The 24,799-nt window shown below is 42.3% G+C and carries 21 protein-coding genes; 6 read left to right on the forward strand and 15 right to left on the reverse strand.

Features of this window, described 5'->3' with window-relative positions; translation table 11 throughout:
• Positions 1-27 precede the first annotated feature (27 nt).
• From EL081_RS05835 to asnS, 4 genes are all read right to left on the reverse strand, one after another.
• Positions 28-1,755, reverse strand: a complete 1,728-nt coding sequence (locus EL081_RS05835; RefSeq protein ID WP_126404329.1) for an ABC transporter ATP-binding protein — start codon at positions 1,753-1,755, stop codon at positions 28-30.
• Positions 1,752-3,488 carry an ABC transporter ATP-binding protein gene (locus tag EL081_RS05840; protein ID WP_126404330.1) on the reverse strand — a complete coding sequence of 579 codons (1,737 nt, stop codon included), beginning with the start codon at positions 3,486-3,488 and terminating at the stop codon, positions 1,752-1,754. The genes EL081_RS05835 and EL081_RS05840 overlap by 4 nt, the downstream gene beginning before the upstream one ends.
• Positions 3,489-3,604: 116 nt before the next feature.
• The gene (locus tag EL081_RS05845) at positions 3,605-4,804 is read right to left on the reverse strand and encodes an MFS transporter (RefSeq protein WP_126404331.1); all 1,200 of its coding nucleotides are present in this window, start codon (positions 4,802-4,804) and stop codon (positions 3,605-3,607) included.
• Positions 4,805-5,074: 270 nt separating this feature from the next.
• Positions 5,075-6,418, reverse strand: coding sequence for an asparagine--tRNA ligase (asnS, locus tag EL081_RS05855; RefSeq protein ID WP_126404333.1), 1,344 nt, complete (start codon positions 6,416-6,418; stop codon positions 5,075-5,077).
• Positions 6,419-6,714: 296 nt separating this feature from the next.
• Between asnS and EL081_RS05860 the strand changes: the two genes are divergently transcribed.
• Complete coding sequence (locus EL081_RS05860; protein ID WP_126404335.1) at positions 6,715-7,767, forward strand: MucBP domain-containing protein; 1,053 nt, start codon at positions 6,715-6,717, stop codon at positions 7,765-7,767.
• 192 nt (positions 7,768-7,959) lie between these two features.
• Here EL081_RS05860 and EL081_RS05870 read toward each other — a convergent pair whose 3' ends face one another.
• Complete coding sequence (locus tag EL081_RS05870) at positions 7,960-9,138, reverse strand: pyridoxal phosphate-dependent aminotransferase (RefSeq protein WP_126404337.1); 1,179 nt, start codon at positions 9,136-9,138, stop codon at positions 7,960-7,962.
• Between the two features lie 299 nt (positions 9,139-9,437).
• Here EL081_RS05870 and EL081_RS05875 point away from each other — a divergent pair, with 299 nt between their 5' ends.
• The gene (locus EL081_RS05875; protein ID WP_126404338.1) at positions 9,438-9,884 is read left to right on the forward strand and encodes a MarR family winged helix-turn-helix transcriptional regulator; all 447 of its coding nucleotides are present in this window, start codon (positions 9,438-9,440) and stop codon (positions 9,882-9,884) included.
• Positions 9,885-10,149: 265 nt separating this feature from the next.
• Here the strand turns inward: EL081_RS05875 and yaaA are convergent, their stop codons facing one another.
• Complete coding sequence (yaaA, locus tag EL081_RS05880) at positions 10,150-10,878, reverse strand: peroxide stress protein YaaA (RefSeq protein ID WP_126404340.1); 729 nt, start codon at positions 10,876-10,878, stop codon at positions 10,150-10,152.
• A gap of 86 nt (positions 10,879-10,964) precedes the next feature.
• Here yaaA and EL081_RS05885 point away from each other — a divergent pair, with 86 nt between their 5' ends.
• From EL081_RS05885 to EL081_RS05900, 4 genes are all read left to right on the forward strand, one after another.
• Positions 10,965-11,417, forward strand: coding sequence for a DUF1836 domain-containing protein (locus EL081_RS05885; RefSeq protein ID WP_126404342.1), 453 nt, complete (start codon positions 10,965-10,967; stop codon positions 11,415-11,417).
• A 2-nt stretch (positions 11,418-11,419) separates the two neighbouring features.
• Positions 11,420-12,067: a PAQR family membrane homeostasis protein TrhA gene (gene trhA / locus EL081_RS05890; protein ID WP_048788819.1), complete on the forward strand. Its 648-nt coding sequence runs from the start codon at positions 11,420-11,422 to the stop codon at positions 12,065-12,067.
• An 88-nt stretch (positions 12,068-12,155) separates the two neighbouring features.
• Positions 12,156-13,424, forward strand: coding sequence for a PLP-dependent aminotransferase family protein (locus EL081_RS05895; protein ID WP_126404344.1), 1,269 nt, complete (start codon positions 12,156-12,158; stop codon positions 13,422-13,424).
• A gap of 139 nt (positions 13,425-13,563) precedes the next feature.
• A complete protein-coding gene (locus EL081_RS05900) occupies positions 13,564-14,226 on the forward strand; it encodes a hypothetical protein (RefSeq protein WP_126404345.1) in 663 nt (220 codons plus the stop codon).
• Positions 14,227-14,320: 94 nt separating this feature from the next.
• Here the strand turns inward: EL081_RS05900 and EL081_RS05905 are convergent, their stop codons facing one another.
• The 9 genes from EL081_RS05905 to EL081_RS05950 all read right to left on the reverse strand — a co-directional run bounded on the left by EL081_RS05905 (position 14,321) and on the right by EL081_RS05950 (position 24,709).
• A complete protein-coding gene (locus EL081_RS05905; protein WP_126404347.1) occupies positions 14,321-14,980 on the reverse strand; it encodes an MmcQ/YjbR family DNA-binding protein in 660 nt (219 codons plus the stop codon).
• A gap of 76 nt (positions 14,981-15,056) precedes the next feature.
• A complete protein-coding gene (locus EL081_RS05910; RefSeq protein WP_126404348.1) occupies positions 15,057-15,692 on the reverse strand; it encodes a copper homeostasis protein CutC in 636 nt (211 codons plus the stop codon).
• Positions 15,693-15,801: 109 nt separating this feature from the next.
• Positions 15,802-16,404: a hypothetical protein gene (locus EL081_RS05915; protein ID WP_232011395.1), complete on the reverse strand. Its 603-nt coding sequence runs from the start codon at positions 16,402-16,404 to the stop codon at positions 15,802-15,804.
• Positions 16,405-16,580: 176 nt separating this feature from the next.
• Positions 16,581-17,345: a (S)-acetoin forming diacetyl reductase gene (locus EL081_RS05920; RefSeq protein ID WP_009730834.1), complete on the reverse strand. Its 765-nt coding sequence runs from the start codon at positions 17,343-17,345 to the stop codon at positions 16,581-16,583.
• A 666-nt stretch (positions 17,346-18,011) separates the two neighbouring features.
• Complete coding sequence (locus EL081_RS05930) at positions 18,012-18,713, reverse strand: MIP/aquaporin family protein (protein WP_048716194.1); 702 nt, start codon at positions 18,711-18,713, stop codon at positions 18,012-18,014.
• Between the two features lie 70 nt (positions 18,714-18,783).
• The gene (glpO, locus tag EL081_RS05935; protein WP_117744339.1) at positions 18,784-20,610 is read right to left on the reverse strand and encodes a type 1 glycerol-3-phosphate oxidase; all 1,827 of its coding nucleotides are present in this window, start codon (positions 20,608-20,610) and stop codon (positions 18,784-18,786) included.
• Between the two features lie 33 nt (positions 20,611-20,643).
• The gene (gene glpK, locus EL081_RS05940) at positions 20,644-22,152 is read right to left on the reverse strand and encodes a glycerol kinase GlpK (protein ID WP_126404350.1); all 1,509 of its coding nucleotides are present in this window, start codon (positions 22,150-22,152) and stop codon (positions 20,644-20,646) included.
• A 310-nt stretch (positions 22,153-22,462) separates the two neighbouring features.
• Positions 22,463-23,902 (reverse strand): helix-turn-helix domain-containing protein, encoded by a 1,440-nt coding sequence (locus EL081_RS05945; protein WP_126404351.1) that lies wholly within the window; start codon positions 23,900-23,902, stop codon positions 22,463-22,465.
• A 135-nt stretch (positions 23,903-24,037) separates the two neighbouring features.
• Positions 24,038-24,709 (reverse strand): ankyrin repeat domain-containing protein, encoded by a 672-nt coding sequence (locus EL081_RS05950; RefSeq protein ID WP_009730828.1) that lies wholly within the window; start codon positions 24,707-24,709, stop codon positions 24,038-24,040.
• Positions 24,710-24,799 lie beyond the last annotated feature (90 nt).

Here is a 24,799-nt window from a genome sequence, read left to right on the forward strand (position 1 = left end):
ATCCAGTCTTTTTGTGTCTTACTGATTCTAAAGTTGGGCAGTTTGCATTTTGTAATAAACACCTTTTTGTGCCATCAACTCCGAATGATCCCCATGTTCGACGATATTTCCATCTACCATGACAAGAATCAGGTCTGCATTTTCAATCGTTGACAGGCGATGGGCGATCACAAAACTGGTCCGCCCCACCATCAGCTTATTAAAGGCATCCTGAATGAGCAACTCTGTCCGTGTATCAATGGAAGAGGTCGCCTCATCTAGGATCAGAATCTTAGGTACTGCAAGAAAGACCCGAGCAATGGTCAGAAGCTGTCTCTGCCCTTGAGAGAGGGACTCTCCAGCATCTGCTAGATAGGTATCATAACCATCTGGAAGCTGTTGGATAAAGAAATCAGCATTGGCAGCTTTTGCTGCTTGGACCACTTCTTCCCGACTAGCATCTGGTCGACCAAAGGCGATATTCTCATGAACCGTTCCAACTTTGAGCCAAGTCTCTTGGAGCACCATTCCAAACTGCTTGCGGTAGCTAGCAAGACTATAGTCACTTACAGGTACTTGGTCTAAGAGTAGGCGACCTTGATCCACATCATAGAATCGCATGAGAAGGTTAATCAATGTAGATTTCCCAGCTCCAGTTGGACCAACAATGGCTACCTTACTAGCCGGCGGGATGGAAATGGAGAGATCCTTTATGAGGGTCTGATCAGGGCGATAACCAAAGCTGACATGATCGAATTGGACTGCTCCTTTGACAGTCTCTTCTTGCAAGTCTCTCTTACCACTTTCTTTCACTTCCTCTTGGTCTAGGATACTATAGAGGCGCTCTGCACAAGCTAAGGCGCTCTGCAGTTCAGCAAGGACAGAGGAAATGTCATTGAAGGGTTTGGTATACTGATTGACATAGTTGAGAAAAGTCACCAACTGACCAACAGTAAAGCCAGTTCCAGATAGGATACGGAAGGCACCAAATCCCGTCACGAGGGCATAGATTAGGGCATTGACAAAGCGCGTCGCAGGATTAACGGTGGAGGAGTAAAAAATCGCTTCTTGAGAGTAAGCAGCATAGTCGCCATTGATCTCGATAAACTTCCTATGAAATGCACCCTGAGCATTGAAGGCTTGAAGCAAGCTTTCTTGACTAAGAGATTCTTCAATCATTTGCGTCTGAGCCCCACGCGCCTGGGTCTGCATCCTGAAGAGATGGTAAGAACGCTTGGCAATAAAACGGGCGATAAAGAGTGATAAGGGTGTCAAGATCAAGACCATCCCCATCATCATCCAATCCAATCGGGCCATACTAGCTATGGTCACTAAAATCGTAAGAAGACCAACAAAGAACTGACTGAAGACCATGAATAAACCATTGTTCAGTTGTTCAACGTCCGTGGTCAAGCGACTGACCAAATCCCCAGTACCTTGACGATCCAGGTAAGATAAAGGTAGGACATGCACTTTCTGGATGACCTTCTCCCTTAAATCCTTACTGTAGCGATAAATCATCTGATTGTAAATTAAAGGATTCAACCATTGAATTAGCGTTGCAAAGAGAATCACTAGACTCATTTGCAGGATAAGTGGGAGTAAGAGGTGAGCTGCATCAGGGAGCACCACTAAGTCTATTGCCCGCCCGATCAGGATAGGGATATAGACGGTTAACAAGACTTGCAAGATGGTTCCCAGACTGGATAAGATTAGCCAAATGGGCTGTTTGGCTATATCAGCAAGCAAGCGCCGTAAATAAGTCTTCTGTTTCATTCTGCCCACTCCTCTCTCTTCTGTTGGGAGTAATGAATCTCTTGGTATAAAGGATTCGTTGCCACCAAGTCCTCATGATTTCCTAGGCCGACTTGACGACCTTTATCTAAGACGAGAATTTGCTCAGCACTTCTCAGACTATTGGTCCGTTGCGAAATGAGAATGAGGCTCGTCTCCGTCAACTCCTCTTTTAGAGCCTGTAAGAGTCGTGCTTCTGTCAAATAGTCCAAGGCAGATGTAGAATCATCCAACACCAAAAATGGAGCTTGGCGAAGGATAGCCCGAGCGATGGTCAGACGTTGCCGTTGACCACCAGAAAAATTCCGTCCAAAGGCTTCTACGGGAGCCTCTAGTCCTCCCTCTTTCTCATGGACGAAAACAGCTGCTTGCGCAACTCCCAAGGCCCACCACAACCGCTCTTCATTCGGTTCCTCATTTAATCCTAAAGTTAGGTTTGAACGTATACTCCCTTTAAAGAGCTCTGCTTTTTGAGGAACTACTGCTACCCAGTCACGCCACTGACGAAGAGTCTTTGGATTTTCTCCATCTTTAAAAATAGTTAGACTTCCTTTGCTTGCTTCATACAGATGACCTAACAATTGAACCAAAGTAGATTTACCAGCACCTGTCCCTCCTATGATTCCTAAGGTTTGTCCCTTCTTTAACGATAAATCAATACCTTCTAAGGATGGTTTTGAGGCTAAAGGATAGGTAAAGACAAGGTCTTGGATCTGAAGAGCCAGCTGAGGGTCAGAAACAGATACATTATCCAACTCTTGATCCAGCTCTTCACTTTTCTCATCAAAGACCTGGACAATCCGACCAGCAGCAATATAGCTTTGGTTGAGCGATGTCACCAACATGGCTAACTTCAGTAATTCCGTCAAAATTTGAAGCAGGTAATTGACCAAAGCAACCAACATTCCTTGACTGAGGGTCCCCATTTGAATAGAGGCTTGCCCTTGCCAAAGAATACAGATCAAGGTTCCATTCACGACGAGGAAAGTCAAGGGACTAATTAAACTAGACCATTTAGAGACCACTAATTGCCACTTCGTATAGTCTTGGTTGACCTCATTAAACTCTGCTTCTTCGTGAGATGCCTGCCCAAAGGCGCGGATAACCCTCATCCCTTGTAACTGCTGACGCGTAATGGTAACCATTCGGTCCGTAATTTTCCTGATGCGCGCATAAAGAGGATTGACCAGACGAGACATAAGGACAATGATTAAGGTCAAGAGGGCAACCATACCAATAAACCATAAGGTCAGTTGCGGACTAATGGTGAAGGCCATAAAGATAGATCCGAAAACGACAATCGGCGCACGGAGAAATAGACGTAAAAATAAATTAATCCCCGTTTGAATCTGATAGGTATCACTGGTTAAGCGCGTCACGAGACTTGAGGTGGTTAAACGGTCTCTTTGCTCCTTAGACAAGCTGAGAATCTTCTCATATAGGTCATTAGTCAATTCCTTGGTATAGCCAACCGCTGCTTTTGACGAATAATATTGGGCCGTTATCGCTACAAGAACCCCAAAACCAGCAAAAACAAACAAGAGAACAACCAGTCCAAGCAACCCTCCTTGATCCTGACTGGGGATGAGCTGATCGACTAGATGGGCAATTAAAAGTGGAACCAGTAATTCAAAAGTTGCTTCTAACAACTTGAAAAACGGTCCCAGTATGGTTTCTTTTTTATAATTCCTGAAGTATTTTAATAAGTCTTTCATACTAGTCGTTTTTCTTTCTAAAGGATGTACTTATTTTACCACAATTTAGAAAGATAAAAAAACTCTCCCTGCAAAGCAGAGAGAGTTGAATAATGACCTGATGAAGGTCAGAAATCTTATTCCTTCTTTGTCACCTTTCCTAAGGTCTTGCCCATTCTCCCTAATCCAATCAGTAAGAGAGGGAAAGAGATGAGTGTTATCAGGCCTAGCACAAGAAAAACAGCTACAAATCCACAAGTATCGATCAACCAACCAGTCAGTGGGAAGATCACGATCATGGAAAGACTAAACATCATCGAATTAATACTCAGCATGGTTGCTCGTACACTAGAAGGTAAATAAGCTTGTAACTCATTGTAGTAGATAGGTTGATAAACTGCGTAAAGGGCATTGGTCAAGAGATAGACACTTAGATAAGCGAATGGAGTCTTGAAGCCTACAAAAAACAAGGCCAACCCTGTCAATGCAACCAAAACCGGAAAGACTTGATTACTATTCCATTTTTTCCCAATTTGACTGGCTAAATAGACCGCTAGGATATTGAATCCACTACCAATCAACATGATGAGCGAAACTTGCCAACTGGCCAAGTCACTGATTTTCTGTTGGTAGTAAAAATAAAACATACACATGATGGTCCCTACCAACTGATAGGTGAGCATCCAGTAAAACAAGACTGGTTTCTCCTGCCATTCTTGTTTCACTACTACCAATATCCGTTTTAAGGTCAAGTGATTTCTTTCACCACTTTTGCTCTCTGGCTCCTTCATTAGAAAAATCAAGAGAATGGAAAGCAAGGAGAGACCAATAGCAATTAGATAGGTCCAAGCCAATGCTCCGTGAACAAAGAAGCCTGCCATAACGGTACCTAAAGTTCGGGTGACTTCGGCCACGCCAGACAAAAAGCTAGAAATCTGAAGATACCGGTCCTTTTGCCCTGCTTCTACCGCAGAATCGTATAAGAAAGCGGTGCTGGTTCCCGAGTCAAAATTATAAGACCAAGCACTGACCATCATAGCAAGCGCATAGATCCAAAAATTCCCCTGACCAAACAAGATCAAGATAGAGGATCCAATGCTGGCCAAGCGAGCCAAATAGAGATTGGTCTTGTAGCTAAATCGATCGGCCAACATACCGGATGGGATCTCACACAAGAGACTTGTCCCATGAAAGATACTCTCTAATAGACCGATTTGAAGCAAGGAAAGACCATTCTGAATAAAAAATAAAATCCAAAAACTGGTAATGCCAAAATAAGATGTGAATTCCAGACCCGCTAGGAGTGGAATATTGCCTTTGTAAGTTCTTTTAAACATTGTTTTCTCTCTTTCAATATATAGTATGACTGTTTCTAAAAGACTTACTTAGAGTTGCCTACATTTTCTCCACCTCTTTCATTTAAAGTGAGAGTGGGACAGAAATCGGTAATTCGTTAGAATTCGATTTCGTCGTCCCACCTCCGCACAGTTGAGTAGGGCTGTAAAAGCTGATGAAATCAGCTTTTACAGCTCACTCAACCACTGCGTCTTGCTCGATAATCCAAAGACAATTGAGAGGCTAGGACTTTTGTCCCAGCCTCATAGTTATTATGGTTTGATACGGTGCAACATACGTGGGAATGGAATGGCTTCACGGATGTGTTTTGTACCAGCTGCGAAAGTTACCATACGCTCGATACCGATACCAAATCCACCGTGTGGTACTGTACCATATTTACGAAGGTCAAGGTAGAATTCGTATTCTGTACGATCCATACCGAGTGATTCCATCTTAGCGACAAGGGCATCGTAGTCTTCCTCACGCATTGAACCACCGATGATTTCTCCGTAACCTTCTGGTGCGAGCAAGTCCGCACAAAGTACGCGGTCTGGATTACCAGGAACTGGTTTCATGTAGAAAGCTTTGATGTCTGATGGGTAGTTGATCACGAAGGTTGGTACACCAAAGTGGTTTGAAATCCATGTTTCGTGTGGTGAACCGAAGTCATCTCCATGTTCAAGATGTTCGTAATCCGCATCTTCATCGTTTTCATGCTCTTGCAAGAGATCAATCGCTTCATCGTAAGTGATGCGTTTGAATGGCTCTGCAATGTAGCGTTTTAAGAGCTCAGTATCACGCTCTAATGTTTCTAAGGCTTGAGGAGCACGGTCCAACACACCTTGAAGAAGGGCTTTGACATAAGCTTCTTGTAAGTCAAGTGATTCATCGTGTGTCAAGTAAGAGTACTCAGCGTCCATCATCCAGAACTCAGTCAAGTGACGACGAGTCTTAGATTTCTCAGCACGGAATACTGGACCAAAGTCAAAGACGCGACCAAGGGCCATAGCACCCGCTTCAAGATAAAGCTGACCTGATTGGCTCAAGTAAGCTGGAGTACCAAAGTAGTCTGTTTCAAAAAGTTCAGTCGAATCTTCTGCAGCATTTCCTGAAAGAATTGGGCTATCAAATTTCATGAAACCATTCTTATCAAAGAACTCATAAGTTGCATAGATGATAGCGTTACGGATTTGCATGACTGCGACTTGCTTACGAGAACGCAACCACAAGTGGCGGTTGTCCATCAAGAAGTCTGTTCCGTGTTCTTTTGGAGTGATTGGGTAATCTTGAGATTCACCGATCACTTCGATGTCTGTAATATCGAGCTCATAACCAAATTTAGAACGCTCGTCTTCTTTGACAACACCCGTTACAAAGACAGATGTTTCTTGGCTCAAGCGTTTGATAGTGTCAAATTTTTCAAGACCTACTTCTTCGCCGAATTTTTCGATAAAGTTTGGTTTGAAAGCAACACCTTGGAAGAAGGCCGTTCCGTCACGCAATTGCAAGAAAGCGATCTTCCCTTTTCCTGATTTATTCGCAACCCAAGCACCGATGGTCACTTCTTGACCGACATAGTCTTTTACTTCGATGATGGTAATCCGTTTTGTCATAATAGATCTTCCTTTTCTCATTGTACTTGTCCGAAGACATGATCACCTTTCATTTTACCACAAATAATAGCCGATAGCTATCTCTCACAATCTAAAAATCCGTCTTTTTTAGCGAAAACTGACTTTTTTAAAGAAAAGTCAATCAACTTTTTCAAATTCTTGAACCTATTAAAATATTTTATCCTATAATTTGATTTTTCAAAGGAAAATCCTGTCATTTTAAGCCTTTCTAGCAACCATTTTTGACAAGTCAAAAGCTTACAAGTTATACTAACAGTATGTATAAGGAGGAAAATATGAAAAAGAAAATTCAACTCACTACGGGATTGTGTGCAGCTGTTTTAGCCCTCAGTCTCGCAACAACCACATTTGCGGATGAGCAGACAACACCTGTCACTGCTCCTATCACTGAACGACAAGATGGGCTTGCTCCTGTTTCAGCGACTTCAGATAGTTCAGTTGCTACAGTTACAAACGAAGCAACAGCTCCACTTCCTAGCGAAGAAACTGCTATCCCAACAGTTGAGGAATCAACCCCAGCTCCCGCTGAAACACCAGTAGATCCACGAATCTCCGAAATTCGTGTCATCCATCGTCGTCGCACTCTGAAACCAGACTTTTCTCCAATTGCATCTTCAACAGATGTCGTTTACAAAACAGTTGAAGCCCATGCTTTTACCGAATATGACGTTTCTGGAAATGGGCCTGCAACCGTTACAGACGAAAATGGAAAAACATGGTATCGAGTGAGATATTCTGAACTTGATATTAAAGATGGCTTCCACTACAAGAGCGCTCCTGAAAAAGGGACTGCCACCGCACCCGTCATTGAAGTCATTCATCTCTATGACGATATCGATTTGAATCCAGACGTTATTAAACGAGCTCGTTATGTGGATGAAAATGGACAAGAAATCGCGCCTTCCCAAGAAAACAGCGTCGAGCGGAGCCTTGATTTGGCTTATGAAGCTGGTCTCCCAACAGCACCCGCTCAGATCCAAGCCAATGGAAAAACTTATACCTTCCAATCAGCTGACAAAGGAGAATTGACCTCTCATAAACTCCAGGTTTCTAACCTGGTTACAGTAACCTATTTCTATAAAGAAGTGACAAGCCCAGTTGTTGAGAAACCGGTGACTCCTTCTACTCCAGAAAAACCTGTTCAGAAACTTCGTCTTCCAAAAGGAAATAATGGAGCCAAAACACGCGTACCTGTTAGCAAGAAGACTCAAGCAAAACCATCTAGTCCAGAAGTGAAAAAATTCCGCCTTCCAAAAGGAAACAATGGGGCTAAGACCCGAGTACCTGTAAAAAAGGCGAATACTATTCTTTCTGTCGATTACTTATAATGCCATAGAAAAGAGAGTGGGACAGAAATCGGTAATTCGTTAGAATTCGATTTCGTCGTCCCACCTCCGCACAGTTGAGTAGGGCTGTAAAAGCTGATGAAATCAGCGTAGTAGAGCCCACTCAACCACTGCGTCTTGCTCAACAATCCAAAAATAATTGAGAGCCTAGGACTTTTGTCCCAGCCTCTTATTTTAATTTTCCATAAATTGATGCAAGCGGCGAACAGCTTCCTTCAACGTTTCCAGGTCAGTTGCATAGCTAAGACGGACATTTTCTGGTGCTCCAAATCCAGCTCCTGTAATAAGGGCAACACCCACTTCTTCCAGGATGGCAGTTGCAAACTCTGTCACATCCGTATAACCTTTCATCTCCATGGCTTTTTTTACATTTGGGAAGAGATAGAAAGCTCCCTGTGGCTTGATGACATCAAAACCTGGAACTTCGCACAAAAGAGGATAGATGGTGTTCAAACGTTCCTCAAAAGCTTGACGCATCACTTCTACCGAGTCTTGTGGACCAGTGAGCGCTTCAATCGTAGCATACTGCGATACGGCCGTCAGGTTGGAAGTTGTTTGACCAGTCAGTTTACTCATAGCTGCAATGATTTCTGGATCACCAACCGCATAACCAACCCGCCAACCTGTCATGGCGTAGGCTTTTGAAACCCCGTTAATGACAACCGTTTGTTTGCGGATGGCTTCAGATAAGCTTGAAATCGGAACAAACTCATTGCCGTTATAGACTAGACGACCATAGATATCATCCGCTAGGATAATAATGTCATGTTCGACAGCCCAATTACCAATGGCTAAGAGTTCTTCCTTGCTATAAATCATACCCGTCGGGTTAGATGGAGAATTCAAGACCAAGACCTTCGTCTTTTCCGACCGAGCTTCTTCCAATTGTTCAACGGAAACTTTAAAATCATTGACTTGGTGCCCCTTGACATAGACAGGAACCCCTTCCGCCATTAGGACCTGGTCCCCATAGCTGACCCAGTATGGTGTTGGGATAATGACCTCATCACCTGGATTGAGCACAGCCATAAAGAAGGTATAGAGCGAGAACTTCGCTCCAGTCGCAAAAGTGACTTGGTTTGGTGATACTGAATATCCATAATATCGTTCGAAATAGGTATTGACGGCAGCCTTTAATGCTGGCAGGCCAGAAGCAACCGTATAAAAGGAAGCCCGCCCATCCCGAATGGCTTCTACTGCAGCATCTTGAATATTCTCAGGAGTGTGAAAATCAGGCTGGCCCAAGGTTAGAAAGAGAATATCTTTTCCTTCTTCCTTTAATTTTTTCGCTTTGGCGTCACTTGCCAGGGTGACACTTTCTTCCATCTTTAATACACGATCAGAAATTTTCATACCTTACCTACTTTCTATCTGGGACCAGTAACAGACGAACCAATTTAGACTTAGATTCTACCAGAAACTGGCTACAATACCTATATTATACACCATAGATTAGACTTGGAGCAAGATTTTACTAAGGATTGCAAAGAAACTTTACTCCTTCTTACTATTCGACAAAAAAATAATTTGACACTAAAGTTAACAGTCATTTTTTCTTCTGTTGATAATTCCATTATCTTGTCACCCGCCTGTAATCTATTTGATATTAAGGCTTAATAGCGTCTAATACTATTTATTGCTAAAATGATAGTATGAAGAATTTAGAAAAACTATTTGAAGAAGCCCAAACAGAATTAAAAACTATGATTGTCTTTCACAAAGCGGAACGGACTTTTCGTGCAGCAGAGTCTCATGTCTTTAAGGATCATCAGTTGACCCCTACTCAGTTTTCCGTTTTGGAAACCTTGTACAGTAAGGGGGATCTCCGTATCCAGAACCTGATTGACAGTATTTTAGCGACCTCTGGAAATATGACCGTCGTGATTCGAAATATGGTGCGTGATGGATGGATCAAACGCGAAACGGATCCAGACGACCGTCGTGCCTGCATTGTTTCTTTGACAGAAAAGGGCCGTAAAAAAATTATCGAAGTTCTTCCTGATCATATACGAAATATTCAAAAAGTCATGAGTGTCTTTAGCGAAGAAGAGCAAAAACAACTCCAAACTCTTCTGAAAAAATTAAAGGGCTCCCACTAAATTCTAACCATTCAATCAGTCGTGTTCATGGCCAACTAACTACAGTTGCTAGCTATGAACACGTTTTTTGATTCTCAAAAACAAAAGAGGCTGGGACAAAAGTCCTAGCCTCTCAATTGTATTTGGATTGTCGAGCAAGACGCAGTGGTTGAGTGAGCTCTACTACGCTGTTTTCATCAGCTTTTACAGCCCTACTCAACTGTGAGGTGGTGGGACAGAAATCGAATTCTAACGAATTACCGATTTCTGTCCCACTCTCTTTCATTTACTCATATTTCACAAAGACTAATTGTTTATCAGTTGATAACTCAGACTGGTATGCAAAGCCACTAAAGGTTAGCTGCTTCATCTCTTCGACCTTTGTAATCTGCTTCTCTAATAAAGCTGTCACAAAAGCCCCACGCGCTTTCTTTGAAATGGTTGAGTGAACCTTCAACAGCCCATTCTTCTCTTCAAGGAATTTAAAAGTCACCATCCGATTTTGAATCTCCTTAGAAAAGACTGTTTCAAACTCACTGGAAAGTAAAGAAATAACGAGGTCTTCATCTTGAAGGGCTTGATCATAGCTAGCCTTCCAAAAAGTCTTTAAGGATTTCCCCTGGACCTTGAGCTTCATGAGAAAGTCCAAACGATGAGGAGCAATCGGAGTAAGGGCTGGAATCACCCCATAAAGAGCTGAGGTAATCAAGAGATGGTCTTGTACATAAGCAGCTTCTGCTTCTGTCCAGTCCGTACGGCGGATATTCCGATACATGAGGCCGTCGAAGAGATTCAAAGCTGGATAGGTCTTAGCTGTACCCGACTTGAGCGCTTGGATCCGTTGCTCTTCTTCACTTGCTCGATCTTCAGAAATCTTATAAAGTGAGGCTAACTCTTCTAGAGATAATGAAGCTAAGGCATCGATGACCGCTTGTGTCTCATTTGATACAGGATGATCCGTTTTTTCTGGGGTATCCAGATTCATTTCTTTTGCAGTTGGAATTAATAGTTTCATAGAATAATTGTACCATATTTCATTTTCGCTTGACATAAAATTACCATCATGTTATCATCTAGTTATTAAAACTAGATAACAAAGAGGTGAGAACTATTTTATTCAACTACACTTATCCCAAGTGGGAAGAAATTCCTGATATTGACCTTTATTTGGACCAAGTCCTCCTCTATGTCAATAAGGTGTGTGCGCCTTTTATCTCAGAAACAGACAAGGGCTTGACAGCCTCCATGGTCAATAATTACGTTAAACATGGCTACCTGCCAAAACCAGATAAAAAGAAATACAAGCGACAGCAGGTTGCCCGTCTCATTGCTATTACGACCTTAAAGACGGTTTTTTCGATACAAGAGATCGCGGCTACCTTGAACCTCTTGCAGAGTCAAGCCAATTCCGCAGACCTCTACAATAGTTTTGTGGACTTTCTTCATGAAGAGAAAGAACCTTTAGCACCTATTATCGAATCTGCCTGTCGTACCGTGCTACTCTACCAAGAAACCCTATCCTATATCCATGTTCATTCTGAGGAGGAAAAATAAAAGTGAATTATGCTAGTAAATTAAGTAAACGATTATCCTTTGGAGAAGAAATCGCAAATAGTGTCACCCATGCCGTCGGGGCTGTTTTGATGCTCTTTCTATTACCAACTTCTGCTATCTATAGTTATGAAACACATGGCACTTTAGCAGCTGTAGGGACTTCGATTTTTGTCATCAGTCTCTTTCTCATGTTTCTCTCATCGACTATCTACCATGCCATGGCCTATGACTCACCTCAGAAGTATGTCCTTCGGATCATTGATCACTCCATGATTTATATTGCCATTGCAGGTAGCTACACACCCGTCGTTCTTTCTCTCATGAACAACTGGTTCGGCTATGCCATTATCCTGATTCAATGGGGGACGACCATCTTCGGAATTCTTTATAAGATTTTTGCTAAGAAGGTAAATGAAAAATTCAGCTTGGCCCTCTATTTGATTATGGGATGGTTGGTGATTTTCATTATCCCTCAGATCATCAGCCAGACAAGTCCAACCTTCTGGGGCTTGATGCTGATGGGTGGCCTATGTTACACAGTTGGAGCTGGATTTTACGCCAAAAAGAAACCTTATTTCCACATGATTTGGCACCTCTTCATCCTCGCTGCTTCAGCTCTCCAATATATCGCGATTGTGTATGTCATGTAAGACAGTGACTCTCTTATAGGGAGTCACTTTTTAGTTGCTTTTTTACACCATATTGACTACAATAAAGAAAAATTGTACGGGGACAGTTATGACAACCAAATACCAAAAGATTTTTACAACATTGAAAAACCAGATTGACCAGGGGATCCTAAAAACTGGAGACCGCCTGCCTTCTGTTCGCCAACTAGCCAGTCAGTATGCCTGCAGCAAGGACACCGTCCAACGAGCCCTGCTCGAGCTCAGCTACAAGAACTATATCTATGCCAAGCCCCAAAGTGGCTATTATGTCCTGGAGGAAGAGACTGGAAAGCACACCGACCTGCCTCTTCGCCTCAAGGAAGATCGCTTCCAAGCCTTTGAAGACTTTCGGACTTGTATCAACGAAACCCTTGTCGGTCGTGATAATTACCTCTTCAACTACTATGAAAAACAGGAAGGTCTAGTCGATCTCCGTCAATCTATTGCTTCTCTCCTGCGAGAAGATGCGATTTATACCCAGGAGCAACAAATCGTTATTACTTCAGGAACTCAGCAAGCCCTCTACCTCCTAAGCCAGGTCGCCTTTCCGAACCAAAAAGAAGAAATCCTAGTAGAGCAACCAACCTATTACCGCATCAATAAATTAATTCAGGAGCAAGACTTGCCTTACCAAAGCATCAATCGCTTGCCCCAAGGAATTGACTTTGAGCAACTAGAAGCCATTTTCAAAAGTGGCAAGATCAAATTTTTCTATACCATTCCACGCTACCATTACCCGCTGGGACATAGTTATAGCAAACAAGAGAAGGAACAGATATTGGCCTTAGCAGACCTCTATGATGTCTATATTGTCGAGGACGATTACTTGGGAGACTATGATCCACATTTTTCTCCTAGCTTTCATTATCTGGATGCATCTGACCGGGTTATCTACATCAAGTCCTTTTCTACCAGCCTATTTTCTGCCCTCCGCATCACTTCTATGATCCTCCCCCAAGCGCTTCTTGCCCCTGTCTTAAAACTTAAGGGAACACTCGACTACGAAAGTAACTTGGTCATGCAGAAGGCCTTAAGCCTCTATATTGATAATGGCATGTTTGCAAAAAATAAAGGGCTCCTTCACCAACAGCAAGTCATCCAAAAAGAGCAAGCTGCTTCCCTACTCCAGCAACATTCCCTGTCCGTCCCTGTATGGCCAGTCATTGGAGGAGTCTTACTAGATTTAAGACAGGTCCCTTCAGTCGCTCGACTGAAACATAGCGGTCTCCCTCTCCACTTCTTCGAATCTGCCTATATTCAAAGCTGTCCCTATGCCTTTGCCCGTATCAATCAGGATAAACTGGAAGAGGTTTTACCCCAAATTAACGCATATCTATGATTCAATCCCATCCTTCTATTCTTGAGTTATTTTTATATATAAAACTATGTTACAGAAACATTACATTTATTACAAAAATCACTTGACATCTGTAACAATAGGAGTATAATCTAAGTCAGAAAGATAAAGAGGTGATATTATGAAACGATCTTTGATTCGTTGGACTGCAGCCTCTCTTGTGGCTGCATCACTTGGACTTGCTTTGGGAGGGTGTGGCTCAAAAGATAAAACAACTTCCTCATCCGAAAAAGCTTCTAGCTCGAAAGTTGAGAAAAAACCAAAAGCCAGCTTGAATAAAAAAGCTACAGTTTCTTCTTCTCAAGCAAAAGAAAATACTACTCCTTCAAGTCAGGCAAGTAACCCATCAGCTTCAACTGAACCGAACAAGGCAGAAGATACATCTTCAACTGATCAAGCAGTTGTTCCTGCAGATCTTGTCGGCACATGGGTAGGATCTAGCCCTCAGGCGGATAGCATCAAAATGACTATTGAAGCCAATGGTGATATTACAACTGTCGTTAGCTTTAAAAATGATAGTGAACCAACCCGCACAGCCACCTATACTGCAAGAGCTATTCAAGCATCTGGCAATGTCTATTACTGGGAGTCAGAAGGTCTTAACGGCGCAGATGCACTACTTCCTGGTATTACTGGATTAGGAGTAGCAAATTTCCGCTTCAAACCAGGATTTATCCTTGAGGAAGGTCATTATACTCCGATAGCCTTCACAACAGATATCAATACAGATTTTGACTATAGCAATTACAGAGATTTCCACTTCTCATTGACCAAAGAGCAATAAGGACAGGAAATTCTCCAATAAAAAAAAGAATGTTGACCCCTCAACATTCTTTTTTTGTGTTTTATTCACTTTCACAAATTAATTGTGTTAACCCCTACTTCTTGGTCAAGGTCCAACTCTTGGCCACAAGCTCGAAAAGATAATTATCCTCTACTCGTTCATCCAAGGGAATACTGATCCAGTATTTCTTGTTCATATGGTAGGCCGGATAGAAAGGAGGCTCTTCTAAGAGTTGGCTGACATGGTCCAGTTTAAGATTTAAGACCTCAATCTTCCCTTCTTGTTTCGCATCAAGCTTGGACCAGTCAATCTTCATAAAAACGCCAAACCATTTGAGATCCTTTTGATGACGAAAGACGCCCGAGTCCGGTGAGCGGTCCCAGAGATATTCGAGGGGACGATCATACTGCTGACTGATCCAATTCACCAAGCGCTTGGTCTGTGGATACATAAAATCTTTGACAGCAAAACAAGACTTTCTTATATCTTCTAAGGCCTGCTGACAGGCTTCTCTGACTTGACCCACATATTGACCCACCATCTGGTCCATATGGAGCTGCATATAGTCGTCACCTGTTTCTTGATCCACTAACCAAAAATTCACTTCCTTACCTTGAACAGTCACATAGAGCTTGAAGTCTCCATCGAGGATTAGTTGCTCATAGTGATAGGTCTCTCCCTGCTCTGAAAACCCATAAGCCAGGGCTTTTTCTTTATCTATACTATATTTCTCAAAATAATCCGGTAAAAACACTGGTCTACTCCTTCTTCTCCAGTATACCAAAAAGAAGCAAAAAATGAGTTGAGAATGGTCCTCAACTCATATAGATTTAAAAGACAACGCGGGTCCCATGGACCTGATCCACTCCAGGAACGTCAAGGAAAAGCTGACGATTCTCCAAGGAAACACCGCCACCTGCCAAGATTTCTACCTGGCCATCCGCTAACTTAGCATACTCTTCGTAGCGTTCCAACCGTTGTTCTAAGTCTGTTTCTGGACTGCCGGCTCTTGTTAATAGTCGGGTCACACCCTCCTTTTTCATCCACTCGATTGTCGACGCTTGATCTTCTAGAGGAATCTGGTCAAATGCCATATGCATGGTCAATTCAAACCCTTGGCTAGCTAGGATGAAACGAAGCATGGCGTCTTTATCCAGCTGATTGTCAGCAGTCAAGACACCTACCGCCAAGCCATCAACACCCAAATCACGAGCAACTTTCCAATCTTCTAACATGATGTCTAGCTCTTGATCAGAGTATACAAAATCTCCACCTCGTGGACGAATCATGACGATAACCTTGGCCTGATACTCTTTAGCAAGCCTCACAGCCTCTTTGATCACAGCATAGCTAGGAGTCGTACCTCCTACCGCTAAGTTATCACATAGTTCTACTCGTCGCGCTCCTGCTTGAAAAGCTTTTTCTAAAAGAGTTATGTTTTCTGCACAAAATTCATATAGTGGCATTTTAAATCTCCCTGTTTCTGAAATCGTTTTCTCGTTCTACCTTACTCTTTTTTCTGGGCTTTGTCAAACAGAAAAACCACCGGCCTCATCAGTAACCAATGGTTGATGCTTAATAGGAAATGGGAATGATAATTTGCAATACCATGTTCCCTTTTTCGACCTTCGCAGAATGGATTTGATAGCCACTTGTCGGTAAGGTCAATTGGATTTGATTGCCTGTCATGGTAGCTCCGGTTCCCTCTTGGTTAACTTTTTCAGCAATTTTCGAAGCGACCAAGGCACGTGGAATTGGGAGATGGCCAAGACGGGCCCGTTCTAGGTTTAAGGTCAATTGTTGATCCGTCACACTCGCTGAAAAGTCCATGCTCACCATGGTTTCCACCGGTCCTAGTTCAATCGGCACCTGAACATTGATATAGTCTCCATTCATAGAGACAGCTGTATTGAGGAGTGTTTCATCCGAAACCTCTCCAAGCATTCCTTTAATGACTTGGCGCAATTGAGGAGAATTCAGCTGAAGCTCTGTTTGCAGGCCAGATGTTGTTAAGTCTGCTGTAGAAAGACCTTCTTGGGCTAGATCTACCAGCGAAGTATTCACTGTCACATTTTTAAATTGTTCTTGAGTCGAAACTTTTGCCGGTATCAAGAAAATTGCTAAGACAATCACTAGGAGGAAGGTCAGTCCGATGATCCGTTTGATCCATTTCCACATATGGTCACCTCTTTTCGTTTTAATGGATGGAAGAGAGTTCATCTCTATCACTATTGATCTATTCTTTTTCAAAATATGACTTCTATTCTACCCTAATTTTTCAAAAAAAGCGAACGAGAGGAATAAGGTGCACATAAGAAAAGAGGCTGGACAAAGTCCCAACCTCTGGTTTTATCTTAATGGAATTGCATCCCACCATCCACGATGATGGTTTGTCCTGTGATGTAGTTTGAATCAGGACCTGCAAGGAAGCTAACCGCTGCTGCTACATCTTCAGGTTCTGACAAACGTTTGAGGGTTATATCTTTAGCAAAAGTTTGCATACCCCATTCGTCATCTTTACCAGCGTTCTTACCAACTTCATGAGCGATGTCAAACATCATTGGAGTCTTAACGATACCAGGTGCATACGCATTGACAGTGATGCCTGAATCTGCCAAGTCACGTGCCAATGTTTGCGTAATTCCACGAACAGCGAATTTAGTACCACCATAGACAGTCAAGTTAGGGTTACCAACGACACCAGCCTGTGAGGTGGCATTGATGATTTTTCCTCCATGGCCAAGCGCTTTGAATTGGGCTTGAGCAGCTTGAGCACCCCAAATCACACCACCAACGTTGATGGCAAAAGTGCGCTCAAATTGTTCTTCTGTAATCGTATCAAGTGGTGTAGTTGGTGCAACACCAGCGTTGTTAACGACGACGTTTAAGTCTCCGAAATGATCCACAACTTTTTGGAAAGCTGCAGCCACTTCTGCTTGTTTGGAGACATCCGCAACGACCGCAAAAGCATTTTCAGCTGACAATTCAGCCACTGCTTTTTCCGCTGTTTCAGCGTTGTAATCCAATACTCCGACCTTGAAGCCATCTTGTACCAATCGTTTCGCAATCGCAAAACCGATTCCTTGACCTGCACCTGTGACAATAGCTACTTTAGACATATGATTCCTCCTTGGTATCCCTGATACCAGCAAATGTTCATAGAAGAACAGCAAAGGTTGACAGTCAGTTTTGGGTGAATCTATCATAAGTTCCTTCCAAAACTATGCTAATAGTATACTCCTTTGTGAAATAAGTGTCAAACTCTGGCCTCTTATTATCTAAAATAATTTACAATCTATGGTATTTTTATTTAGTAATAGGTTAACTGATCTAAATAATTTTAAAAGGAGAATCTAATTTTAACAAAAACAGCTGTTTTGCTATTGTTTTAGGGATTATTTCATGCTACACTAATCCTAAGAGATTCAAACAATAAGGAGATCAATCAATGAAAGAATTCATGGATAAATTGAATAACCTACCTAAGCCGGTTCAATACATTATTGCCATCATTATTTTCTTTATCGCTTTTTACATTTCTTATAGCTTGTTTTAAGTTAGAACGTACAAAGCACTCTTTAGCTGATACAGTATTTTAAAAGAGGCTGGGACAAAAGTCCTAGCCTCTCAATTGTCTTTGGATTATCGAGCAAGACGCAGTGGTTGAGTGGGCTCTACTACGCTGATTTTATCAGCTTTTACAGCCCTACTCAACTGTGCGGAGGTGGGACGACGGAATCGAATTCTAACGAATTACCGATTTCTGTCCCACTCTCTTTCTTTTTTTAAAACATTTTAAAGACTGCTACTGCAAGTACTGCACCGATGATTGGACCAACTACTGGAATCCAAGCGTAACCCCAGTCACCATCTCCTTTGTTAGGAATAGGAAGGAGGCTGTGCATGATACGAGGACCTAAGTCACGAGCTGGGTTGAGAGCGTAGCCTGTAGTTCCACCGAGAGACAAACCAATCCCTACAATCAAGGTACCAACGGCAAAAGTACCAAGTCCTGCTTGAAGGTCATAAAGACCAAGTGCAAAGATAGTCAGTAGCAAGACAAAGGTTCCAAGGATTTCACTGATGAGGTTTGAAGTAGTATCCTTAATTGCTGGACCTGTACTAAAGGTTGCAAGGATATTTCCAGGATTTTCTTCTGCTAGGTAATGCGGTTTGAACTGTAACCAGACAAGGACTTGCCCTACCATGGCTCCAGCGAATTGAGCGATGATATAAGGAATCACAGATGCCCAAGCTAGTCCACCATTAAGAGCAACCCCAATTGTCACCGCTGGATTCAAATGAGCCGGACTTAACTTGCCAGAGATAAAGGCTGCCACTGCAACTGCAATCCCCCAACCAAGGGTAATGACGATCCAACCTGAGTTATGGCTCTTCGTTTTCGGAAGAACCACTCCTGCTACAACCCCATTTCCCAAAAGAATCAGGATTAAGGTCCCTAAAAATTCACCAAATAATTCTTTCATATGATTTAATTCTCCATTATAAAGAGGGGAAGGTTAGACAGTCTTCTTTCCAACCCCTCTTTTGTTTTTCTTAGTTTTTTAATGCTGCCAAGTCATTGTTTTCTAAAGCGACTTGCAAGTCTTGGCGGTAGCCAGCTTTTTCTTCTTCTGACCATTCATAGAAGCGTCCCATTTCATCCAAAACAGGTTCGACAATTGCATCTAAGCTATCCCGCATGAAGAGCATGTGGTTCGTCCGACGAAGAAGGAAGTCAACTGGGCTAAGTGCCAATTCATTGCGCATTGCATAGTGAAGTGATAAGGTATCTGCTAGGCTCAATCCAGGTGCTTGTTCCACGCTATGAGCAAGGGCGAAGACCTTAGGTGCATTAGAACCGTATAGGTTAGCTAGGTAGTGAGCTTCCTTGCTATCCAAGCCACGAGATACGCCAAGTTGAGCAAAGGCTTCGATTTCAGAATCCACGTTGGTTGGGTTAATTTCTCCACCTGATACTGGATAGGTCTTAGAGTTGATCAATTTGAACTGACGGTCAAATTCTTCCTTGAGAATGGTCAAGACACGCTCCATCGCTCCTTCAGCCATCTTGCGGTAGTCTGTAATCTTCCCACCAGCCAGGGTCAAAAGACCATTGTCATCGCGGTCTAAGCTTGATCCACGAGAAACAGCAGATGGATCCAAATGTTTTTCAGAAGTGCTGCCTTCCAAGTGGCTGATTGCTGATTCAACATCTTCACGCGATTTTTCTTTAGAAAGATAGCCTTCAACTGTTGCAATCAAAGCATTAAAGCTTTCATCACTGATAGTGCCGTTGTTTCCACCATTGTAGTCAGAAGCACTGTTTCCTGAGATCAACGGACGAAGACCAGCCCAGCTACTTTCGATATCATCGATGGTGATGTGAGCTTCTGGGAAGCGGTTATTCACGATTCCTAACAAGTAGTCGACATCTTCTTGAGTTACTGTTGGATGCTCTAAGTCGCCAGTGTAGTCCGTGTCAGTCGTTCCGAAGTAAGTTTTGTTTTCACGTGGCAAGACGAAGACCATCCGACCATCTCCAAGACCAGTATCAAAGTAGACTGGTTGAGAAACTTTGATCTTGCTTGAATCTACGACCAAGTGAACACCCTTGGTTGGACGCATTTGTGAATGCTGCTCTCCATCGTTTGAGAGGTTACGCACTTTATCGCTCCAAGGACCAGTTGTATTAATCACCAAACGAGCCTTGATTTCAAAGACTTCATCAGTCAAGAGATCACGCGCCACTACACCTGTGATCTTGCCAGATTCATCAAAGAGGAATCCTTCAGCTTTTACGTGGTTAGCAATGAGGGCCCCATCTTGGTTGGCACGTTTGATATTTTCAATCACCAAACGAGCATCGTTGTTACGGAAGTCTAGGTAGACCCCACCTCCGACTAGACCTTCTTGTTTCAACTCAGGCTCACGAGCCAACACTTCTTCTTTGGTCAAGACCTTGTTGGCAGCTGGAGTATTGCTGACACCTGCCAAGAGGTCATAGAGGTCCATGGCTACCTTAAGACGGAAGAGGCTAAAAGTTGCCCCATCTTCATCATAGACTGGTAAGAGCATTGGGTCTGGTTTTGGAATATGAGGAGCAATTTGTTGCACTACTGCACGTTCTGATACCGTATCTGATACCACTTCTACGTCAAATTGTTTGAGGTAACGAAGTCCACCGTGGACCAATTTTGTTGAACGGCTTGATGTCCCTTCCGCAAAGTCCTGCATTTCAATCAAACCTGTTTCAAGACCACTTGCTGCTGCCTGCAAGGCTACCCCAGCACCTGTGATCCCTCCCCCGATAATCAAAAGATCCAGGGTGCGTTCTTGCATTTTCTTAATCGATAATTCACGAGTTTTCTTTGAAAATTCCATAATTCTTCACTTTCTATCCTACTGAAGTCTTGACTAGTCTTCAATTTCTGCAAAGAGTTGGGTAGCTTTAACAGCTTTCTTCCATCCCTTGTAGAGTTGTTCTTTACGAGATTCGTTCATAGAAGGCTCGAAGAGTTCACCAGTTGCATTGAGTTCTTTCAATTCATCTAGGTCTTTCCAGTAGCCGACTGACAGGCCAGCAAGGAAGGCTGCCCCCAAAGCTGTTGTTTCTAAGTTTTTGGCACGAGCGATATCAATACCAAGGATATCTGCTTGGAACTGCATCAAGAAGTTATTCATAGCTGCTCCACCGTCCACTTTAAGGACTTGAATAGCCGTCTTAGAATCAACTTGCATGGTATCAATGATATCCCGTACTTGATAAGCGATGGATTGAAGAGTCGCCTTGATAAAGTCTTCTTTGGTTGTTCCCCGAGTCAAGCCAAAGACAGAACCACGAGCATTTTGATTCCAGTATGGTGCTCCTAGACCTGTGAAGGCTGGTACCACATAGACTTCATCGTTGTTGTGAGAATCACGCGCATATCGTTCAGATTCAGGTGAGTTTTCCACCATACGAAGACCATCACGAAGCCATTGAATGGCACTACCCGCGATAAAGATAGATCCTTCTAAGGCATAGTATACTTTCCCGTTAATTCCATATCCAATGGTAGTTAACAAGTTATTTTCAGATAACTGCATCTCTTCACCTGTATTCATGATGATGAAAGATCCAGTACCGTAAGTATTTTTGACCATACCTGGTTCAAAGGCCAACTGTCCAAAGAGGGCTGCTTGTTGGTCACCCGCCATACCTGAGATAGGAACTTCTCCACCGTAGAAATGGAAAGGAGCTGTTTTTCCATAGATTTCAGAGTTTGAACGCACTTCTGGAAGCATAGCCTTAGGAATATTGAGGATTTCCAAGATCTCATCGTCCCATTTTAGGTCTTTAATATTGTAGAGCATGGTACGAGCAGCGTTTGAATAGTCTGTTACGTGAGAAGCTCCGTCTGTCAACTTCCAAACCAACCAAGTATCGATGGTTCCAAAGAGCAATTCTCCTTTTTCAGCACGTTCTTGTGCTCCTTCTACATGGTCCAAGATCCAGCGAATCTTAGTTGCTGAGAAGTAGGCATCAATGACCAAACCTGTTTTTTGGTGGAATTTTTCGACATACCCTTGGCTCTTAAGCTGTTCAGCTAAAGGAGCTGTTTGGCGAGACTGCCAGACAATGGCATTGTAGATTGGAAGTCCAGTATTCTTATCCCAAACAACGGTTGTTTCCCGTTGGTTGGTAATTCCGATAGCTTCGATTTGTCCTGGTTTGATGCCACTCTCGATAAAGGCACCAGCGATAACAGACTGAACAGAATTCCAGATTTCATTTGGATTGTGTTCAACCCAACCAGCTTGAGGGAAAATTTGCGTGAACTCTTTTTGACTTGAGCTTACTTTTTCTCCTTTTTTATTAAAAATGATGGCTCTAGAACTTGTTGTTCCTTGATCAATGGCCATAATGTATTTTTCTTGTGACATGAACTGTCCTCCTGGGAAAAAGAAATATTCTTTAGGAGACGTACTCCTTACATTGTCTAGTATACAAAATAAACCGCTTTCATGATCATCAATTTTTTTAAGAATTTTAAAAAAATTGAGTAGATGGATTCAGAACCCTTGTTTCATAAGGATTTTTAAGACTTAGAAAAAATGAAATTTTTAGAAAAATCTAATAAAAAAGCTAGGAGGAACAATTCGTTTTGAATTTGTTCTGCCTAACCTCAAATTTTTTATTACTTCTAACTCAGCTCAATAATATCGTAAAAGTCTCATCAAGCATTGAATAGCTTTATTGACCTTCTTCTTGGTAGATCATCTGGCGAATATTGGCTAGATCGATCATATCTAAATCATATTTTAAATAATAGACAGGAATCCGCTGGGTAAGGCTAATCGGATTGTTGGTCACGATCAAATCGTAATCTGAAGCTGGATCAAAAGCTTCAATGGTAATAAAACGATTGTACTCTAGGTAGCGCTTGAGGACTTCTGTCATCCGTGTATAGCCTAAATAGCCCACTGTTAAGTCTAAGCCGATCTTAATTTGTCTCCCACTATTTTCTGCGATATAATCCATTAACTGGAGCCACTCCCACTTGATTTTTTTATCCAGAGCTGTCCCTTGGCAAAAGATCGAAAGTTTGCTGAAGATAGTGTCTGCTACTTCTCTATAATCATGACTACTAAAGACATAAGGATTGTGGGTTTCAAGTTGGTACTTATACTTGTCTTGAAGAAGGTAGCCTGTAAAAAGATAAACCTGCCCACAAATTTGGCTCAATTCATAGGTCACAGGGCCTTCGATATAATCCCCTAATAACTTCTGCGTTTTCATCTCTTGAATGAGTTGCGTTGTCAAATTACCAATCTCTCCCCCAAAGCCTAAGATGTACTCCATAGTATGAAGCGGAAGGATCCGATGGGTAACAAGGAAAGCAAAGAGGACCAACATCTCTCCATCATCATGACTAAGGGCAATGTGTTTCCCAGAAAAGAGCTGGTTTACCCGACGAAATAAGCGTTGGTAAAAAATGTTGTCCGTATAGCCCTTCATCTTCTGTTCAATTTCTTGAAACTGACAGGCATTGATCTTAAGTCGTTGCTGGGTAATGTGGGACCAGAGAACAAAATCCAAGCGTTGGCCTTGAGACAACTGGGCACCACAGAGCTCTTCTAAGGTTTCAATTTCGGTTTGTCTTTCTTTCTTGGCAAGTTCATGTTTCCAGTCTGAACTAGCCCAAACTTTTCGTAGCAAGCCAAAATAAAAATAACGAATTTTATGTTCAGGTCCTTTCAAGCGCCCATTTTGAATTGAAAATGAAAACTCAGTTAATAATTTATTCAAGCCCGAAATATGACGCCCTAATGTCGCTTCACTAATCAAGAGCTCCTGAGCTAATTGTTGAGCTTGAAATTGGCCATGATAAAGTAAATAGATCAATAATTGGTACTTGATGGCATTGTCCAAAAAAGCCCGCCGAATGTCCCGCCCCTTGGTATCCGAACCCACAAGAAGGCGAAGATTTTCATCTTCTAGTTCAATGGAAAGGGCCAGCTGATTCTCTTGGGCCTTGTCATTAATCAGTGCAAGATATTTGTTCAAGGTTGCTTTGGAAAATTCCGTCACAGCCATCACTTCTGACAGACTACTTGGGGAATGCTGTTGCAGATGTGACAAGATTAAAAACTGTCCACCCTCACTTTTTTCCATTAAATCAGCTAAATGCATTTTCAGAAAACCCTTCCATTATTCTATCTTTAGAGTACCATAATTTGCCCAAAAGAAAAAACAATCTGTTTCTATCCTCATTAGAATAAACAAAAAGAGCCCTAAGGCTCTTTTAACTAGTAGTTCAAATGCTTATCAAGATCTGCTCTGATCTAAGCGATTTAAGAATTCCATAGTCGGGCTGTCCTGGTAAAGTTCTTTGAGAGGAATCTTATAATAGGCAGAGATTTCGTCCGAAGTCACACCGTAACGAATCAGGAGATTATAAATACGATTTAAATCATGACGTAATTCCTCCGTGATGAGGACATTATCTCTTGTTTCTTTTGTTTTCCAAGAATAAGATGGCAGAACTTCTTTGGTTTCTATTAAGATAGTTTGTAATAAGGTTCCCCCATGACTATTCTTCTGAGAGATATCTGCCCCAAGTTCCAACATTTTCTCGAAAACCTTGAAAGAGTGGTCCGCCTTTTCCTTAGACGAATACATTTCATATTGGCCATTCCAACGTTTGATCATGCGCCTGCAGTCAAATACAGCTCGTCCACCGGCTGTTTGGATGACCGGTTGACAAAATGGATTCAGCTCTGTCGGCTCTTCAATAAAGTTAAGATTTGCCCCTCTATCAATGAGTAAGTCTGCAATATCTAGATGTCCCGATTTGATAGCGACTTGAAGAAGGGATTGCCCTTGATCTCTTTTGGGTTTGTCACCCGAAACAGCATTGACTTCTTCTGGCTTTTTATCCAATATCTGACGGACGGCCTCTAGATCTCCTCTTCGCAACAACTGAAAAGTTTTTTGCATGGTCTTTCCCCCTTGAATCATAGATAATCGTAACTCTGATTTCTTCGTTAAACTAATTATATCATTTTACAGACTTCTCTATGAAGTCCT

The sequence above is a fragment of the Streptococcus viridans genome, assembly GCF_900636365.1.
Classification (GTDB): domain Bacteria; phylum Bacillota; class Bacilli; order Lactobacillales; family Streptococcaceae; genus Streptococcus; species Streptococcus viridans_A.

What these genes read in the sequence shown, in the direction of transcription:
- EL081_RS05950 (WP_009730828.1), bottom strand. Translation starts at nt 24,709, where the DNA reads ATGCAAAAAACTTTTCAGTTGTTGCGAAGAGGAGATCTAGAGGCCGTC.
- EL081_RS05920 (WP_009730834.1), bottom strand. Translation starts at nt 17,345, where the DNA reads ATGTCTAAAGTAGCTATTGTCACAGGTGCAGGTCAAGGAATCGGTTTT.
- EL081_RS05875 (WP_126404338.1), top strand. Translation starts at nt 9,438, where the DNA reads ATGAAGAATTTAGAAAAACTATTTGAAGAAGCCCAAACAGAATTAAAA.
- glpO (WP_117744339.1), bottom strand. Translation starts at nt 20,610, where the DNA reads ATGGAATTTTCAAAGAAAACTCGTGAATTATCGATTAAGAAAATGCAA.
- EL081_RS05840 (WP_126404330.1), bottom strand. Translation starts at nt 3,488, where the DNA reads ATGAAAGACTTATTAAAATACTTCAGGAATTATAAAAAAGAAACCATA.
- EL081_RS05900 (WP_126404345.1), top strand. Translation starts at nt 13,564, where the DNA reads ATGAAACGATCTTTGATTCGTTGGACTGCAGCCTCTCTTGTGGCTGCA.
- asnS (WP_126404333.1), bottom strand. Translation starts at nt 6,418, where the DNA reads ATGACAAAACGGATTACCATCATCGAAGTAAAAGACTATGTCGGTCAA.
- yaaA (WP_126404340.1), bottom strand. Translation starts at nt 10,878, where the DNA reads ATGAAACTATTAATTCCAACTGCAAAAGAAATGAATCTGGATACCCCA.
- EL081_RS05945 (WP_126404351.1), bottom strand. Translation starts at nt 23,902, where the DNA reads ATGCATTTAGCTGATTTAATGGAAAAAAGTGAGGGTGGACAGTTTTTA.
- EL081_RS05930 (WP_048716194.1), bottom strand. Translation starts at nt 18,713, where the DNA reads ATGAAAGAATTATTTGGTGAATTTTTAGGGACCTTAATCCTGATTCTT.
- EL081_RS05915 (WP_232011395.1), bottom strand. Translation starts at nt 16,404, where the DNA reads ATGTGGAAATGGATCAAACGGATCATCGGACTGACCTTCCTCCTAGTG.
- EL081_RS05845 (WP_126404331.1), bottom strand. Translation starts at nt 4,804, where the DNA reads ATGTTTAAAAGAACTTACAAAGGCAATATTCCACTCCTAGCGGGTCTG.
- glpK (WP_126404350.1), bottom strand. Translation starts at nt 22,152, where the DNA reads ATGTCACAAGAAAAATACATTATGGCCATTGATCAAGGAACAACAAGT.
- EL081_RS05910 (WP_126404348.1), bottom strand. Translation starts at nt 15,692, where the DNA reads ATGCCACTATATGAATTTTGTGCAGAAAACATAACTCTTTTAGAAAAA.
- EL081_RS05895 (WP_126404344.1), top strand. Translation starts at nt 12,156, where the DNA reads ATGACAACCAAATACCAAAAGATTTTTACAACATTGAAAAACCAGATT.
- EL081_RS05860 (WP_126404335.1), top strand. Translation starts at nt 6,715, where the DNA reads ATGAAAAAGAAAATTCAACTCACTACGGGATTGTGTGCAGCTGTTTTA.
- EL081_RS05870 (WP_126404337.1), bottom strand. Translation starts at nt 9,138, where the DNA reads ATGAAAATTTCTGATCGTGTATTAAAGATGGAAGAAAGTGTCACCCTG.
- EL081_RS05835 (WP_126404329.1), bottom strand. Translation starts at nt 1,755, where the DNA reads ATGAAACAGAAGACTTATTTACGGCGCTTGCTTGCTGATATAGCCAAA.